The sequence below is a fragment of the Hoyosella sp. YIM 151337 genome (genome assembly GCF_026041215.1).
In the GTDB taxonomy this organism is placed as follows: Bacteria; Actinomycetota; Actinomycetes; order Mycobacteriales; family Mycobacteriaceae; genus Hoyosella.
Genome location: NZ_JAPEIQ010000004.1, coordinates 35,020 through 48,829, shown reverse-complemented (window position 1 = coordinate 48,829; position 13,810 = coordinate 35,020). Strand labels below are relative to the sequence as shown.

Annotated in this window: 16 protein-coding genes and 2 riboswitches; of the genes, 11 read left to right on the top strand and 5 right to left on the bottom strand. The window is 63.5% G+C overall.

From position 1 onward, the window contains the following. A riboswitch (TPP riboswitch) is annotated at positions 1 to 109 on the top strand. The 6 genes from thiO to ONR57_RS00750 all read left to right on the top strand — a co-directional run bounded on the left by thiO (position 105) and on the right by ONR57_RS00750 (position 5,710). Continuing rightward, positions 105 to 1,193 (top strand): glycine oxidase ThiO, encoded by a 1,089-nt coding sequence (gene thiO, locus ONR57_RS00775; RefSeq protein WP_265120906.1) that lies wholly within the window; start codon positions 105 to 107, stop codon positions 1,191 to 1,193. It overlaps the preceding riboswitch by 5 nt. Beyond that, entirely contained in the window at positions 1,174 to 1,389 is a 216-nt protein-coding gene (thiS, locus tag ONR57_RS00770; RefSeq protein ID WP_265120905.1) for a sulfur carrier protein ThiS, read from the top strand. Before thiO ends, thiS begins: the two co-directional genes overlap by 20 nt. Before the next feature lie 5 nt (positions 1,390 to 1,394). Further along, positions 1,395 to 2,180, top strand: a complete 786-nt coding sequence (locus tag ONR57_RS00765; RefSeq protein WP_265121038.1) for a thiazole synthase — start codon at positions 1,395 to 1,397, stop codon at positions 2,178 to 2,180. A 124-nt stretch (positions 2,181 to 2,304) separates the two neighbouring features. Next, the gene (locus ONR57_RS00760; protein ID WP_265120904.1) at positions 2,305 to 3,249 is read left to right on the top strand and encodes an ABC transporter ATP-binding protein; all 945 of its coding nucleotides are present in this window, start codon (positions 2,305 to 2,307) and stop codon (positions 3,247 to 3,249) included. Continuing rightward, a complete protein-coding gene (locus ONR57_RS00755; protein ID WP_265120903.1) occupies positions 3,249 to 4,040 on the top strand; it encodes an ABC transporter permease in 792 nt (263 codons plus the stop codon). Before ONR57_RS00760 ends, ONR57_RS00755 begins: the two co-directional genes overlap by 1 nt. Before the next feature lie 218 nt (positions 4,041 to 4,258). Continuing rightward, positions 4,259 to 5,710, top strand: a complete 1,452-nt coding sequence (locus tag ONR57_RS00750) for a M20/M25/M40 family metallo-hydrolase (RefSeq protein ID WP_265120902.1) — start codon at positions 4,259 to 4,261, stop codon at positions 5,708 to 5,710. Here the strand turns inward: ONR57_RS00750 and ONR57_RS00745 are convergent, their stop codons facing one another. Continuing rightward, on the bottom strand, positions 5,711 to 6,745 hold the full coding sequence (locus tag ONR57_RS00745; RefSeq protein ID WP_265120901.1) for an ABC transporter substrate-binding protein: 1,035 nt from the start codon (positions 6,743 to 6,745) through the stop codon (positions 5,711 to 5,713). 138 nt (positions 6,746 to 6,883) lie between these two features. Between ONR57_RS00745 and ONR57_RS00740 the strand changes: the two genes are divergently transcribed. Then, positions 6,884 to 7,741: an adenylate/guanylate cyclase domain-containing protein gene (locus ONR57_RS00740; RefSeq protein ID WP_265120900.1), complete on the top strand. Its 858-nt coding sequence runs from the start codon at positions 6,884 to 6,886 to the stop codon at positions 7,739 to 7,741. A 5-nt stretch (positions 7,742 to 7,746) separates the two neighbouring features. On the opposite strand, the gene thiD is transcribed toward ONR57_RS00740, so the two are convergent. Both thiD and thiC read right to left on the bottom strand, forming a co-directional pair. Continuing rightward, entirely contained in the window at positions 7,747 to 8,601 is an 855-nt protein-coding gene (gene thiD, locus ONR57_RS00735) for a bifunctional hydroxymethylpyrimidine kinase/phosphomethylpyrimidine kinase (RefSeq protein ID WP_265120899.1), read from the bottom strand. Beyond that, entirely contained in the window at positions 8,601 to 10,271 is a 1,671-nt protein-coding gene (gene thiC, locus ONR57_RS00730; RefSeq protein WP_265120898.1) for a phosphomethylpyrimidine synthase ThiC, read from the bottom strand. The genes thiD and thiC overlap by 1 nt, the downstream gene beginning before the upstream one ends. Then, positions 10,262 to 10,370: riboswitch (TPP riboswitch) on the bottom strand. (Overlaps the previous gene by 10 nt.) A gap of 124 nt (positions 10,371 to 10,494) precedes the next feature. Here thiC and ONR57_RS00725 point away from each other — a divergent pair. Beyond that, positions 10,495 to 10,836, top strand: a complete 342-nt coding sequence (locus ONR57_RS00725) for a GNAT family N-acetyltransferase (RefSeq protein ID WP_265120897.1) — start codon at positions 10,495 to 10,497, stop codon at positions 10,834 to 10,836. A 4-nt stretch (positions 10,837 to 10,840) separates the two neighbouring features. On the opposite strand, the gene ONR57_RS23460 is transcribed toward ONR57_RS00725, so the two are convergent. Together ONR57_RS23460 and ONR57_RS23250 are read right to left on the bottom strand one after the other, a co-directional pair. Further along, entirely contained in the window at positions 10,841 to 11,056 is a 216-nt protein-coding gene (locus tag ONR57_RS23460; protein ID WP_374116361.1) for a hypothetical protein, read from the bottom strand. Beyond that, positions 10,965 to 11,975, bottom strand: coding sequence for an EamA family transporter (locus ONR57_RS23250; RefSeq protein ID WP_265120896.1), 1,011 nt, complete (start codon positions 11,973 to 11,975; stop codon positions 10,965 to 10,967). Before ONR57_RS23250 ends, ONR57_RS23460 begins: the two co-directional genes overlap by 92 nt. A gap of 71 nt (positions 11,976 to 12,046) precedes the next feature. On the opposite strand from ONR57_RS23250, the gene ONR57_RS00715 reads away from it, so the two are divergent. The 3 genes from ONR57_RS00715 (at position 12,047) to ONR57_RS00705 (ending at position 13,794) form a co-directional block, all read left to right on the top strand. After that, positions 12,047 to 12,952, top strand: a complete 906-nt coding sequence (locus ONR57_RS00715) for a LysR family transcriptional regulator (RefSeq protein WP_265120895.1) — start codon at positions 12,047 to 12,049, stop codon at positions 12,950 to 12,952. Between the two features lie 91 nt (positions 12,953 to 13,043). Beyond that, positions 13,044 to 13,475, top strand: coding sequence for an SRPBCC domain-containing protein (locus ONR57_RS00710; RefSeq protein ID WP_265120894.1), 432 nt, complete (start codon positions 13,044 to 13,046; stop codon positions 13,473 to 13,475). Next, a complete protein-coding gene (locus ONR57_RS00705; protein ID WP_265120893.1) occupies positions 13,465 to 13,794 on the top strand; it encodes a metalloregulator ArsR/SmtB family transcription factor in 330 nt (109 codons plus the stop codon). Before ONR57_RS00710 ends, ONR57_RS00705 begins: the two co-directional genes overlap by 11 nt. Positions 13,795 to 13,810 lie beyond the last annotated feature (16 nt).

Sequence of the window (13,810 nt, the reverse complement as noted above, 5' to 3'; positions counted from 1 at the left end):
ACACAATCTCGCGGGAGCTTACGGAACGTGGGCTGAGAGGAAGCACGCCGCTTCGACCGCCGAACCTGATCCGGGTAATGCTGGCGCAGGGAGTTGCAGGAATCGTGAAGGATACGCAGGGAACAGTTGCAGTCGCCGGTGGCGGCGTGATCGGGTTATCAATCGCTTGGCGCGCGGCCACCGCGGGCTGGCGCGTTACGGTGTACGACCCGAACCCGATCGAAAGGTCGACATCATGGGTGGCGGGCGGGATGCTCGCGCCAATGACCGAGGGATGGCCAGGTGAGGAGCGTCTGCTCGAACTGGGGGTCGCGTCGCTTCGCCGCTGGGACGAGTTCGCGGCCGCACTCGCTGATTTCGGCAGCAGCGTCGTCACCGCCCACTCGACGATTACCGTCGCAGCGGATGAGGCTGATGTGCGCGACTTGCACCGCGTCCGGGATTGGCTTGACCAGCACAACCACTGCGTGACCGCGCTGACCCGCGCGGAACTCAGGCAGGCTGAGCCAGAACTTGCGAGGTCGCTGCGCCCGGGGTTCGCGGTAAGCGACGAGCGCGCTGTGGATAATCGCACGCTTGTGCGCGCACTGGCCGCAGCGTGCGCCGCGGCGGGAGTGAGAATGACGCCGCACCGAGTGCAAAACGTCGCTTCGCTGCATGAAGACCAGGTCGTTGTGGCGACTGGTCCCTGGACGAGCACGCTCCTCTCCCGGATGCCAGTCCGGCCGGTGAAGGGGGAGGTACTGCGGTTGCGGAAGCGGCCAGGATCGCCGGACCCGCCGTCGGCAACGGTCCGGGCTGTGATCCATGGACGACCGGTGTACCTGGTTCCGCGGCCGGACGGGGTTGTCGTCGGGGCTACGCAGTACGAGGCGGGATTTGACACACAAGTCACTGCCGGTGGTGTGCGTGATCTGCTCGCCGATGCCGAGATTGTTTTTCCCGGCCTCAGCGAATACGAGTTCGCCGAGGCAATTGCGGGTATGCGTCCAATGACGCCGGACAATCTGCCAATCCTCGGGCGGCTCGACGAGCGCGTGACGATCGCGGCTGGGCACGGGCGCGGCGGTATCTTGCTCGCGCCGCTCACCGCGGACGCCGTGGTCGCGGAACTCGCCGGAGCCCCCCTTGACGAGACGAAGTACACCGACCCTAGGAGGTTCAGAAACTGCCATGACAAATGTGACGCGTGAAGTTCAGATCAACGGCGAATGGCGCAGCTACCCAGACGGGGCCTCGCTGAGCGGCCTGCTTGAAAGTCTGGGACTGCCATCGAAGGGGCTGGCTATCGCGATCAACGGCGAAGTTGTCCCGAAAGATGACTGGCCGGATACCGCGGTGGAGCCTGCGTCGCGCATTGAAATTGTCACTGCTGTGCAAGGTGGGTGAGTAGCATGCAGGGCACGGTGGTAGACGTGCAGGGTGATCTTCTGACGATCGCGGACCGCACGTTCGCTTCCCGGCTGATTATGGGTACCGGCGGAGCGTCCAGCCTGGACGTGCTGGAAGAGGCGCTGATCGCGTCCGGCACCGAAATGACGACTGTCGCGATCCGGCGAGCTGATCTCGAAGGCGGCAGCGGTGTCCTCTCGCTCCTGCAGCGGCTCGGGATCGCGACCCTGCCCAACACGGCGGGTTGCCGAACTGCGCGCGAGGCGATACTGACTGCGAAACTGGCGCGTGAGGCGCTGGAAACGAACTGGATAAAGCTTGAAGTCGTTGCCGATGAACGGACTTTGCTGCCGGACGCAATCGAGTTACTGAGTGCAGCCGAGCAGTTGGTGGATGCCGGTTTCACGGTCCTGCCCTATACGAATGACGATCCGGCGCTGGCACAGCGTCTCGAAGACGCCGGTTGCGCCGCCGTGATGCCGCTCGGCGCACCGATCGGCACTGGATTGGGCATCTGCAATCCACACAACATCTCGATGATCGTGTCGCGGTCGTCGGTGCCGGTGATCCTTGATGCCGGGATCGGGACTGCTAGTGATGCCGCTCTCGCAATGGAATTGGGATGTGATGCGGTCCTGCTTGCCACAGCGGTGACCCGGGCTGACGACCCGCCGCGAATGGCGCAAGCGATGGCTGCGGCAGTCACCGCGGGCCGACTGGCTCGGCATGCGGGACGCATCCCCAAGCGTTTCTGGGCGGAAGCGTCCTCGCCGGCGCGTGACGACTAGCTTGCGCGAACGCGCTAATGCGGTGCTCGGGGCGTTGTCAGGGTTGGGGTCATACTCAGGTATGACACGAGTCGAGACCTCCGGACGATGTGCGGAGGATACTCGGTAAGGAAAACTTCTTGCCATGATCGAAGTACGGGGCCTGACCAAGGTGTTCGGGCAGACGAAGGCAGTGGACAGCCTGACCTTCGACGTCCGCCCTGGAATAGTCACCGGCTTCCTCGGTCCAAACGGTGCCGGGAAGTCGACGACCATGCGAATGATTCTGGGGCTAGATCGCCCCACCGCGGGCACTGCCACGATCAACGGCAAGCACTACCACGAACTGAAGGATCCATTGAGGCATGTCGGGGCCTTGCTGGATGCGAAGTGGGTGCACCCCAACCGGTCGGCGCGCAGTCACCTGCGGTGGATGGCGGCTACTAACAACATCCCCGCCCAGCGCGTGGATGAAGTGCTCGAATTGGTTGGTCTCACGGCGGTAGCGGGCAAAAAGGCGGGTGGCTTTTCACTGGGCATGTCGCAGCGCCTGGGCCTCGCCTCCACATTGCTCGGTGATCCGGAGGTCTTGCTCTTCGACGAGCCGGTTAACGGTCTCGACCCCGAAGGCATCCGCTGGATACGGCTTTTCATGCAGCAGCTCGCGCGGGAAGGGCGCACGGTGCTCGTGTCGAGCCACCTGCTGTCGGAGATGGCGCAGACGGCCGAACACCTTGTGGTAATCGGCAAGGGGCAGTTGATCGCCGACACGACCGTCGACGACTTCGTCGAACGGGCGAGTGCGTCGACAGTGCGCGTTCGCTCGCCCCACGGCGATGCGCTGCGCACCGCCCTGACGTCGCAGGGCCTCACAGTCCGCGAGGAAGGTGATGGGCCCGATGGCGTGCCCGCCTTCCTCGTTCCAGGCACGACGACGGATGCGGTCGGTGAACTTGCCGCTCAGCATCGCATTACGCTGCACGAACTCTCCGCGCAGCGGGGTTCCCTGGAAGACGCATTCATGAAACTCACAGGAGATTCCGTGGAATACCACGCGGCGGGAGTCGGAAGCCAGGGAGGTGTTCGCTGATGGGTGTCCTCGCAGCTGAGCGAATCAAGCTCACATCGGTCAAATCTCCGTGGTGGTGCAGCGGCATTGTCATCGTCATCGGAATTGGTTTCGCCTGGCTCATGGGTTTCTCGGCAAGAATGGCCTGGGATAATTACCAGGAGATTCAGCAGCCGGGATTCGAACAATGGCTCATCAGTCCGTACGAGGCCACACTGGGTATTCATGGTTTCGGCGTCCTGGTGCTGATGATCCTGGCCGCACTCGTCGTTACCAGCGAATATCGCTTCGGTGTGATTCGTAATACGTTTCTTGCCGCAAATCAACGGGGCAAGGTGCTGCTGTCCAAGGCGGCGCTGACCGCTGTTCTCGCGGCAGTACTGAGCGCGGCCGTCACACTAGGTGCACTGGTTTTGGCGCAACTCGCAGCAGGTTCTGACGCGGGCGCGCAGTTAGGACTCAGCGGCTCAGATTCAGGACGATTGCTGTACACGATTCCGCTTTACGCAGCGCTTGCGATGTTCCTTGCAGTGGGGGTAGGAGCAATCGTTCGGCAGACGGCGGGAGCGGTCGCAATCCTCTTGCTGTGGCCGCTGGTAATCGAGTCGATTGTCACCGTGCTGCCCCGCGTTGGCGAGCATGTCGGCCCGTTCTTGCCATTCGCGAACGCCAACCTTTTCATCAGTGGAGATGCGATGGCGGTGGGCGGAAACTTCCATTGGGGCCCGTGGGGAGGCATTGCCTACTTCGCGGCTTTCGTAGCGATTGTTTTCGCGGCGAGTATCGCGCTCGTCAACTCCCGTGACGCGTGACAATCTGGGATAATCGAATACGCCTGGTGATTGCTAGTCGGGAGTAATCACAGGGAACCGGACTCCGGGGTGGTGGTGCGCCTCGTTGAGACCGGGCCGAGGAACCCGGTGCCCCCCAGCGGCGCCGGGTTCTTCGCTATTCGGGTGGCTATTACCCTCGGGTGGTACTCGGTATGTGATCCAATTGACCGATGCGGTGCGCGGCTAAGATCGTGGCGGTGACGGCAGCTGTGGTGCTTGCCACAGGGTGTGGTCAGGGTCGTGACGAGGACCCCGGAGTCGCCGGAAATATTGGTGTCGGGCACGACCTGAGCCCAGCGAGCTTCGCGCAGGCGGTTGCTGGCCGCATTTCGGTGGACGCTGTGTGGTCGCACATGGACGAGCTGCAGCGGATCGCCAATGATCACGGCGGGAATCGTGCCGTCTTCAGCAGCGGCTACGATGCGTCGGTCGACATGGTGGCCGGTCGCTTGCGCGACGCTGGATTCGATGTTGAGGTGCCCGAGTTCGAATTCGAGCATTTCCAGATCGCGGCACAGCGCTTGACGATCGACGACCGTGACGTGAACGTCCGGGCGCTTCGCTACTCGCCGTCAACGCCCGACGGGGGCGTCGCAGTGAGTCTGGCGGTGCTGCCGTCCGGCACCCTGGGCTGCTCGGTGGCGGACTACGCGGATATCGATGCTGCTGGCAGGATCGTCGTCGTCGATCGTGGCCAGTGCAGTTTCACTGTGAAGCAGCAGCTCGCTTCAGAGCGCGGGGCCATCGCTGTCGTGATCGTCAACACGGACGACGAGCTCATCGACGCGTCTTTGGGCAGTGGACCAGAAGCGCGCGTACCGACTGTACTGACAACAAGCAGCGAAGGGGAGCGCCTGCGGGAGGCCGATGGTGCCGCCACGCTGCTCGTCGACGCCCAAACCTCTATCCGGACATCGCGCAGCGTTGTGGCCCAGACGAAAACTGGCTCCGCGACTGACGTGGTAGTTGCTGGCGCGCACCTCGACAGTGTCGAAGCTGGACCCGGAATTAACGACAATGGCTCCGGCGTTGCCGCGCTGCTCGAAACTGCCCTCCAGCTAGGGTCCGAACCTGGGGTTGAACAGGCGATACGGTTCGCGTTCTGGGGTGCTGAAGAGATCGGTCTGGTCGGTTCGACCGCGTACGTGGAAGAGCTCAGTCCGCCGGAGCGGCTCGATATGGCGCTGTACCTGAACTTCGACATGATTGCCTCGCACAACGCCGGGTACTTCGTGCTCGACGGTGCGGGCACGGAAGCAGGTGGCCCGGGGGCGGGTCCAGAAGGGTCTGCGCAGATTGAGGCGCTGTTCCGGGCATACTTTGAGGAGATCGGCATCGAGGCGGATGATTCCGGGCTTGACGGCAGATCGGATTACGCGCCGTTTATGGAGGCGGGCATACCGGTTGGCGGCATCTTCACTGGTGCTGAGGACGTGATGACGCGCGACCAAGCGGAACGGTGGGGCGGTGTCGCGGGAAGCCGATTCGACCCGAACTATCACACTGCTCGTGACACCCTCGAAAACAGCAATCGCGACGCGTTATCGCGGACGGCTCCCGCGGTCGCGTATGCGGTGGCGTACTACTCGCAAGACATCGGCGGTGAGTACGGCGTACCGGGACGCGACGAGCGGGAGCAGTCGCGGTGATCAGCTGATGCGCTCCGTTATCTCCGGTACCACCCGGTCGAGCGCGTACGGGATGCTCAGCACTGTAGCCATCGACATGGCGATTCCGGTGGGTGCGTCGACAACGATGTAGCGACCGTCGCGGGCAACCCCGGTTGCCTGGAACGCATCGTCACGGGAGAGCACGCCGGCGGCGTCGTGGTTCGGCAGCACGATCAGGATGTCGGTCTCGAGAAGTTGGGCGTTTTCTGCGGAAACGTCGACATAGAACTGTCCGTCCTCGAGCGCGCGCAGCTGGCCGGGGAGTTCGAATCCAAGGGCCTTCATGAATTGCCCGCGGCCGTCCTCTTCGGTGTAGGTGTAGTAGCCGCCAGCTTGATTCAACAGCATCACCGCGCCGGTTTTCTCCACGATTTCGGGGTGGTCGCTGCGCACCTGCGCGAACAACTCCTCGGTCTCGGCGATGATCTCGTCAGCACGGGCCGGCTGCCCCACCGCACTGCCAATAATCCGCGTCGCATCTTGCCACGACACGCCCCAGTCGATCGCTTCGGCGGGACGGACGATTGTCGGCGCGATCGAGCTGAGCTGATCGTACGTCTGCTCGTCCACGGACTGATTGATCGCCACAATCAGGTCAGGGCTCGTGCTGGCAATCAGTTCGATGTTGATGCCGTCGGTGTAGTCGTGGACGACCGGCCGCGCCCCGTCGAGTTCGGGCAGCGCCCACTCGCCCACGCCAGCGTCGGTGGCACCGCTCCACGGCGTGACGAGGACCGGTGTGACGTCGAGGGCGAGCAGAGCGTCTGCGTCAGCAAGCCCCACGGCAGCTACCCGCTGGGGCGCTTCCGTGATTGGCGTGGACCCGTACGCGTGGTCGATGGTGACCGGGAAGGCGCCCTCCTCGACTGGAGCTGCGGCGCCCGCACCCGGCTCGGTGGTGTCAGTGCCGTTCCCGCATGCGACAGCGAATGTCGCGGCGGCGGCCAGGGAAAGGGTCAATGTGGCTGCACGGAACACTGTGCGCGCAGCGGATCGATGTCGGCGCTTGGTCACTCTCAATCCATCCTGATCAATGAGTATGGTCAGGCTCACCTTACTCTGGATGCCGAGATGGTGGGACACCCCACAACGTCGCCACGGCTTCCGTCCCATCTTCGGCAGTGGCCAGTTCGTCTCACGTATGGTTTATCTGTGACCGACAACGCACCGGAGCCAGCGGTACCTGAGAAGGAGACTGAGCCGGGTGCCGGACAGCGTGTTTCGGAGTGGCTGCAGCGTACTGATCAAAACCCCCACCTCGTGGGATTTGCGCGTCGGGTGCGGCGCGCTCTTCCTGGTGACCCAGGTTTCGGTGATCCCTTGTCGACCGCCGGGAGCAGCGGACCAGGCCGCGTAGCGCGCGTCATGGAACGAGTGCTCGATCCAGCGCCAGGCGCTACCCGCGAGGCCGGTTTTGGTGCGCTCCAGGTGTGGCAGGCTGTACTTGAGCGTTTCGGGCGCGGCCGGGGCGCTCGTGAAGTCACGATCGTCTTCACCGATCTCGTAGGCTTCTCGTCCTGGGCGCTTGAAGCAGGTGACGACGCCACACTCCGGTTGCTTCGCAAGGTGGCGAAGTGCGTCGAGACTCCTATCGCTGAGCACCGTGGCCAGGTGGTCAAACGCATGGGGGACGGGGTGATGGCCGTCTTTCCGGCGCCGCGGCTAGCTCTGGAAGCCGCGATGCAGGCACGCGCGGAGCTCAAAATAGTAAGCGTGAGTGGGTACGAGCCGCGCATGCGCGTCGGCATTCACACCGGGTCACCGCGCCCAATCGGCGGCGATTGGCTCGGTGTCGATGTCAATATCACCGCGCGCATCATGGACGCAGCGGGGAACGGCGGTGTCATGATCTCCGGTGAGACCTATGACGCGCTTGGAGACGAAGAACTCGGCGAGATGGGTCTTTACGCCAAGCCCCACCGCAGGTTCCTCCGAGTGAAAATGCCGGGTGTCCCGGAAGGCATCCGTCTCTATGCGATCAAGCGGCGCAGCAGCGAACCGGGCGGGTGACGCGGCTAGTCGTCCTTCGGGTCCAGCCGCCATAGCGGTGAGACGGGGCCGTGCCCACTGCCGAGCGGATATGCCGATTCAAGGCACTTCGTCACCCACCTTTTGCCGAAGGTCACCGCAGCAGGCACCGAATGTCCATGCGCCAGCGCGGACGCTATCGAGGCCGCGAGTGTGTCACCGCCCCCGTGGTCGTGGCCGGTGCGAACTCGGTAACTCGTCAATTCGTGACGCTCAGCGTCGCTCATCAGCAGGTCCCGGCTCTCCGGCGAAGACCGCAAATGACCACCTTTGATGAGTGCCCATTCTGCACCCATCTCGAGCAGCTTCTCTGCCGCGTCACGCTGTGACACCTCACCGGTGACCTCGACGCCGGTGAGGAGTCGCACCTCGTCGAGATTCGGTGTCACGATCGTCGCTTGCGGAATGAGCCGTGTCCGCAGCGCATCGAGCGCGTCGCTGCGCAGCAGCGGATCTCCATGCATTGACGCGGCCACCGGATCCACGACCAGCGGCACGCTCTGGCCGTGGCCGATGCCGAGTTCCTCGCACGCGCTGACGACTGCCTCGATAATCGGGGCGGACGAAAGCATGCCAGTCTTTGCGGCCTGCACCCCGATGTCGCTGGCAACGGAGCGTATCTGCGCGGCCACGATCCCCGGAGGTATTTCGTGGACACCCTGCACGCCGACAGAATTCTGCACCGTCACCGCCGTGACAGCGACACACCCGTGCACGCCGCATAACGCCATCGTCCGCATATCGGCCTGGATGCCCGCCCCACCGCCGGAGTCAGATCCGGCGATGGTGAGGGCACGCGCGGGCGTTTCCCCAGGTTTCGGCAGCGGGAGCAGCCAGTCCATCAGCGGCTCGTGAGCGGCAAGTAGACCTGGTTGCCCTGCTCCGCGAATTCTGCTGATTTCTCTGCCATGCCCTCGGCGATCACACGGTCGATGTCTTCTTGCGTTGACAGACCGTGCTCCTCGGCATAATCACGAATGTCCTGCGTGATCCGCATAGAACAGAATTTGGGCCCACACATCGAACAGAAGTGTGCAGTTTTCGCGGGTTCTGCCGGAAGCGTTTCGTCGTGGTACTCCCGAGCCGTGTCTGGGTCGAGGGACAGGTTGAATTGATCCACCCAGCGGAACTCGAACCGTGCCTTCGAAAGCGCATCATCACGTTCCTGCGCACGCGGGTGCCCTTTCGCCAGATCGGCGGAGTGGGCAGCGATCTTGTAGGCGATGACGCCCTGCTTCACGTCATCCCGGTTGGGGAGACCCAGATGCTCCTTCGGTGTGACGTAACAGAGCATGGCGGTGCCGGCCTGCGCGATAATCGCTGCGCCGATCGCCGACGTGATGTGGTCGTATGCGGGTGCGATATCCGTCGCGAGTGGTCCAAGAGTGTAGAACGGCGCCTCTTCGCACAACTCTTCCTCGAGCCGGACGTTCTCCGCAATCTTGTGCATCGGCACGTGGCCGGGGCCTTCGATCATCACCTGTACGCCGTGCGACTTCGCGATCTTTGTGAGTTCGCCAAGCGTGCGCAACTCTGCGAATTGCGCTTCGTCGTTCGCGTCCGCGATCGAACCCGGACGCAGGCCGTCACCAAGCGAGAACGTCACGTCGTATTGCTTGAGGATGTCGCACAATTCACGGAAATGCGTGTACAGGAACGACTCCTTGTGGTGCGCAAGGCACCACGCCGCCATGATCGAGCCGCCGCGGGAAACAATGCCCGTCACGCGCTTTGCGGTGAGCGGGATGTAGCGAAGCAGCACCCCGGCGTGCACCGTCATGTAGTCGACGCCCTGCTCGCACTGTTCGATCACTGTGTCCCGGTAGATTTCCCAGGTCAGCTTGGTCGGATCGCCTTTCACCTTCTCCAGCGCCTGGTAGATCGGCACGGTGCCAACCGGTACGGGAGAATTGCGCAGGATCCACTCGCGCGTCTCGTGAATGTCCTTGCCGGTGGAAAGGTCCATGATGGTGTCCGCGCCCCAGCGGGTAGCCCACACCATCTTCTCGACCTCTTCAGCGATTCCGGAACTCACCGCAGAGTTTCCGATGTTCGCGTTGATTTTGACGCCGAAGGCCTTCCCGATGATCATCGGTTCGATCTCGGGATGTTTGTGATTGGCGGGAATCACCGCGCGGCCTGCGGCGACCTCGTCCCGAATGAGTTCCGGCGACACCGCTTCGCGGGCGGCGATATACCGCATTTCATGCGTGATGATGCCCGCGCGGGCCCACGCGAGCTGTGTGGATGCTCCGTCGATGGGCTCGGGTTTGAGCCAGTTGTCCCTCTGCTTTGGGAGTCCGAGCTCGAGATCGATCTCGGCTGCGGTGTCCGTGTACGGGCCAGAGGTGTCATAGAGATCGAGGTGGTCACCGTTGGTCAGGTGCACGCGGCGCATCGGAAACGACAAGCTGTCCGCTCCCGGTACGGGTTTGTACACTTTGCTGCTGCCCTCGATCGGGCCAGTTGTGACGCCTTCAACGACGGTGCTGGGTGCAGGATTGGTTGGCAAAACGAACTCCCTACGCCGGCATTACCCGGTCAGGTTCATACGGTCGACGGCCCTAGCCGTCCTCTCAGCCCGCTGGTGCGAGCCCCCGTGGAAATGTGCAGTTGCGTCCCCCACCCTAGCGGACGCGGACAATTTCTGTGAGCGGGGCTACACATTTTTGCTGCCGCGCGTGATCCTTGTACGGGTGAGAAGATGTGAGGATCAACACAAAGATGGAGGTGCGATGGCCGGCAATCTCGGGCACGCGAAGCCCGTTGAGGTGCGCGACAATCAGTCTCGGTGCCGATACGAGATCTGGGTGGGGGAGGAGTTAGCCGGGATCGAAGGTTATGAGATCGGCGATGACGGTGTAATAACGCTGCTGCACACCATCATTGACGAAAAGTACAGTCGGCAGGGGTATGCGCGTGCGATGGTGCGCGAGATCCTCGACGGCATGCGCGCGCGGCAGCAGACGTTCCGCCCGGTATGCACCTATGTGCAGCGATTCCTCACGCGGTTCCCGGAGTATCGGGAACTCGCCGCGCCGTCCGACGGTGCCGGGGTGGCCGCCCGCGCCGACTAGTCAGTCACGCTCGCTGGACTTCTACCTCTAGTCTTGCGCAGTGCTCTGGCGATCTCGGGGGCGTGAAGCGCATCCCGACTCCGTTGGGTTCGCATAGCGTGGCCGCTGATCGGTTAGACGGGTCGTTGCTAGCTCTCGTGTGCTGGTTGACCACGGCCAGGGGCGCTCCGCCGCAAGACCCGGCGAAGTAGGACCCGGACCAGAAATGCCCGCCCCACAGGTATTTGCGCGTACGTGGGGTGCGTATTTCTGCCGGAGGCGGCAGCATAAGGCTTATGGTGTGGGCGGCTCGCCCATAAAACTCCACCAACCACGAGAAGTCCGCCCGCGAGTTCGAAGACCGCTGGCTGCTCACCAAGAACCGCCCATGCGGTGGCGACGCCAACGATCGGAACCAGCATCGAGAAGGGCGCAACCACCCCTGCTGGGTGCCGGGCCATCAGCCACACCCAGATGCCTGATCCGGCGACCGTTCCCAGAATGATTGTGTAGGCCAGGCCGAGCCACGCCGGCAGGGCACTAAGGCTTAGCGATCCTGCCATTGCATCGCGGATCTGTAGCGGGCCTTCGATAGTCAGGGACAGCATGAACATTGGGAGCGGGGGGATCACCGACATCCAGAGTGTCAGGTGAAGCGGCTTTGGCGGGGCCGCGAGCCGGCTCGCGAGATTGCCCAGTGCCCAGCCCAGTCCACCGATCAGCACGAGCAGGAATGGCCACCAGGATGTGGCATCCGCTCGTGAGAAGCCGACGAGCACGAGCCCGGCAACAGCTACCGCGACCCCAAACACACGCCGCCCAGTGAGCCGCTCCCGGAGCAGCAAGACGGCCAGCACCACTGTGAATGGCGCGGACGACTGGAGCACGAGGGACGCAAGGCCCGTCGGGAACCCGGCCGCCATGCCGAGGTAGAGACCAGCGAATTGCAGGGTGCCAAACCCTAGGCCATAGCCGATAAGCCATCGAAGCGGCACCCGCGGCCTGGGCACGAACAGCACTACCGGGACCGCGAGCAGCAGGAACCTGAGGCTCACGAGAAACAGGGGAGGGAACTGTTGCAGCGACGCGTGTATCGCGAGGAAGTTCACGCCCCACAGCGCCGCAACCAATGCGGCGAGAAGAACATGGCGGGTAGGCACAAGATCACTGTGCTAGTTCGCATAATTAAGGTCTAGCGAAAAATTCTGACCAATTAGTGTAGGTTCCCTACATGGAGGTTAGGCATCTGGAGCTACTCCGTGAACTGTCCGTCCGTGGCACTCTTGCGGCCGTCGCCGAAGCAACACACCGCACCCCCTCGGCGCTCTCTCAGCAGTTGCGTTCCGCTGAGCGTGAGCTGGGGGTGAGGCTCGTTGAGCCAGTTTCGCGCGGAATTCGGCTCACCGCCGAGGGCCAGCTTCTTGCAGATAGTGCCGACGAGGTCTGCCGGGCGCTCGCCGCGGTGCAAGCGCGCCTTGACGCGATGGCAGGCGAGCCCCGGGGGACCGTACGCATCGGCACCCTGCCGAGCGCCGGCGAAGCGTTACTCCCCGGCCTCGTCACCCGGCTGCGCGATTCACAGATCAGCCTCGACATTGACGATTTCGACCTCGCCGAAGCCGACTTCGCAGCGCGTGCCCTTGACGCGGATATCGTTATCGCACATAGCCTTACAGGTGACGTTCCAGCGGGTGCGGAAGGGCTGACCTGTACGGTCATTGCGCGCGAGACTCTCGATGTCGCGCTTCCTGCCGATCATCCCCTGGCTGATCGGGCCGTTCTCGCGCCCCAAGACCTGATAGGTACGACGTGGGTGGGGGTACCCGCCGGATACCCCTTTGACACCATCCTCCTTACCGTCGAGCGCATTACTGGCCACGCATTGCACCGCAGGATCCGGTTACGCGACAACCGCCTGGTTGAGAGTCTCGTTGCGGCGGGCGTGGGGCTGGCAGTGCTGCCACGTTTCACCACGTCACCGCGGTGCGGGGTCGTTCTGCGGCCACTCACTGGTCTTCACGCAGACCGAAGCGTTGTCGCTCTGTCACGGCCCGACCGCTATGCCCGGCTCGCTGTGCGCGCCGTCGTCGACATCCTGGCGGAGATCGGTGAGGCGTTATCTGCGCGTCAGGCCTGACGGCCGGAATTCGCTGGATCTGGCGCCTTGACGCAACCGATTGGTTGCCATAGTATAGCAACCAATCGGTTGCTATTGATTGGAGGCAGTTATGGGTTTTCCTGACCGGATCGAGCGCACTGTCGAGCTCGCCCACCCGCCAGGCAAGGTATGGGAAGCGCTCACCACAGCCGAGGGTCTGGCCGCCTGGTTCGGCAACACGGCGACGATCGACCTCCGTCCTGCCGGATCAGGCACGATGACGTGGACCAGCGGTGAATCCGCGGAGTTCCGGGTCGAGCGAGTAGAGGAGCGGGCCGTGTTCGGCTTCACGTGGCCCATGTACGGGATGCCCGAGGGCGATCCGCGACGCACCTATGTCGAGTTCACGCTCGAGCCGAACGGTGCAGGCACGCGGCTTACCGTTGTCGAATCCGGCTTCGCGCAGCTGCCCGACGACGCTTACGGCAAGGCGTATGACGCCCACACCGAAGGCTGGGCGAGCGAGCTGGGTGAACTCGCCGACTACCTCGATGCGTCCTGATACCGAGGCAATCGCGGAACAGGTCTTCGTTGCCCTGGCCGATCCGACCCGGCGCGCCGTCCTGGCCGCACTTTCAGCAGCCGGCCCCGCCACCGCTACCGACCTGGCCGACCGCCTGCCAATCACGCGGCAAGCGATCGCCAAACACCTCGCACTGCTAACCGAGGCTGGCCTCGTGACAGGCGAACCGGGGGAGCGGCGCCGGGTGCGGTACCGGCTCCGATCCGCCCCGATGCAGGTGGCGCAACAGTTCCTCAACGCCCTCGCCCGCGACTGGGACGACTCACTAGACCGGCTGAAGGATCACCTTGGCCGGTGAGCGCTGGCATTTCACA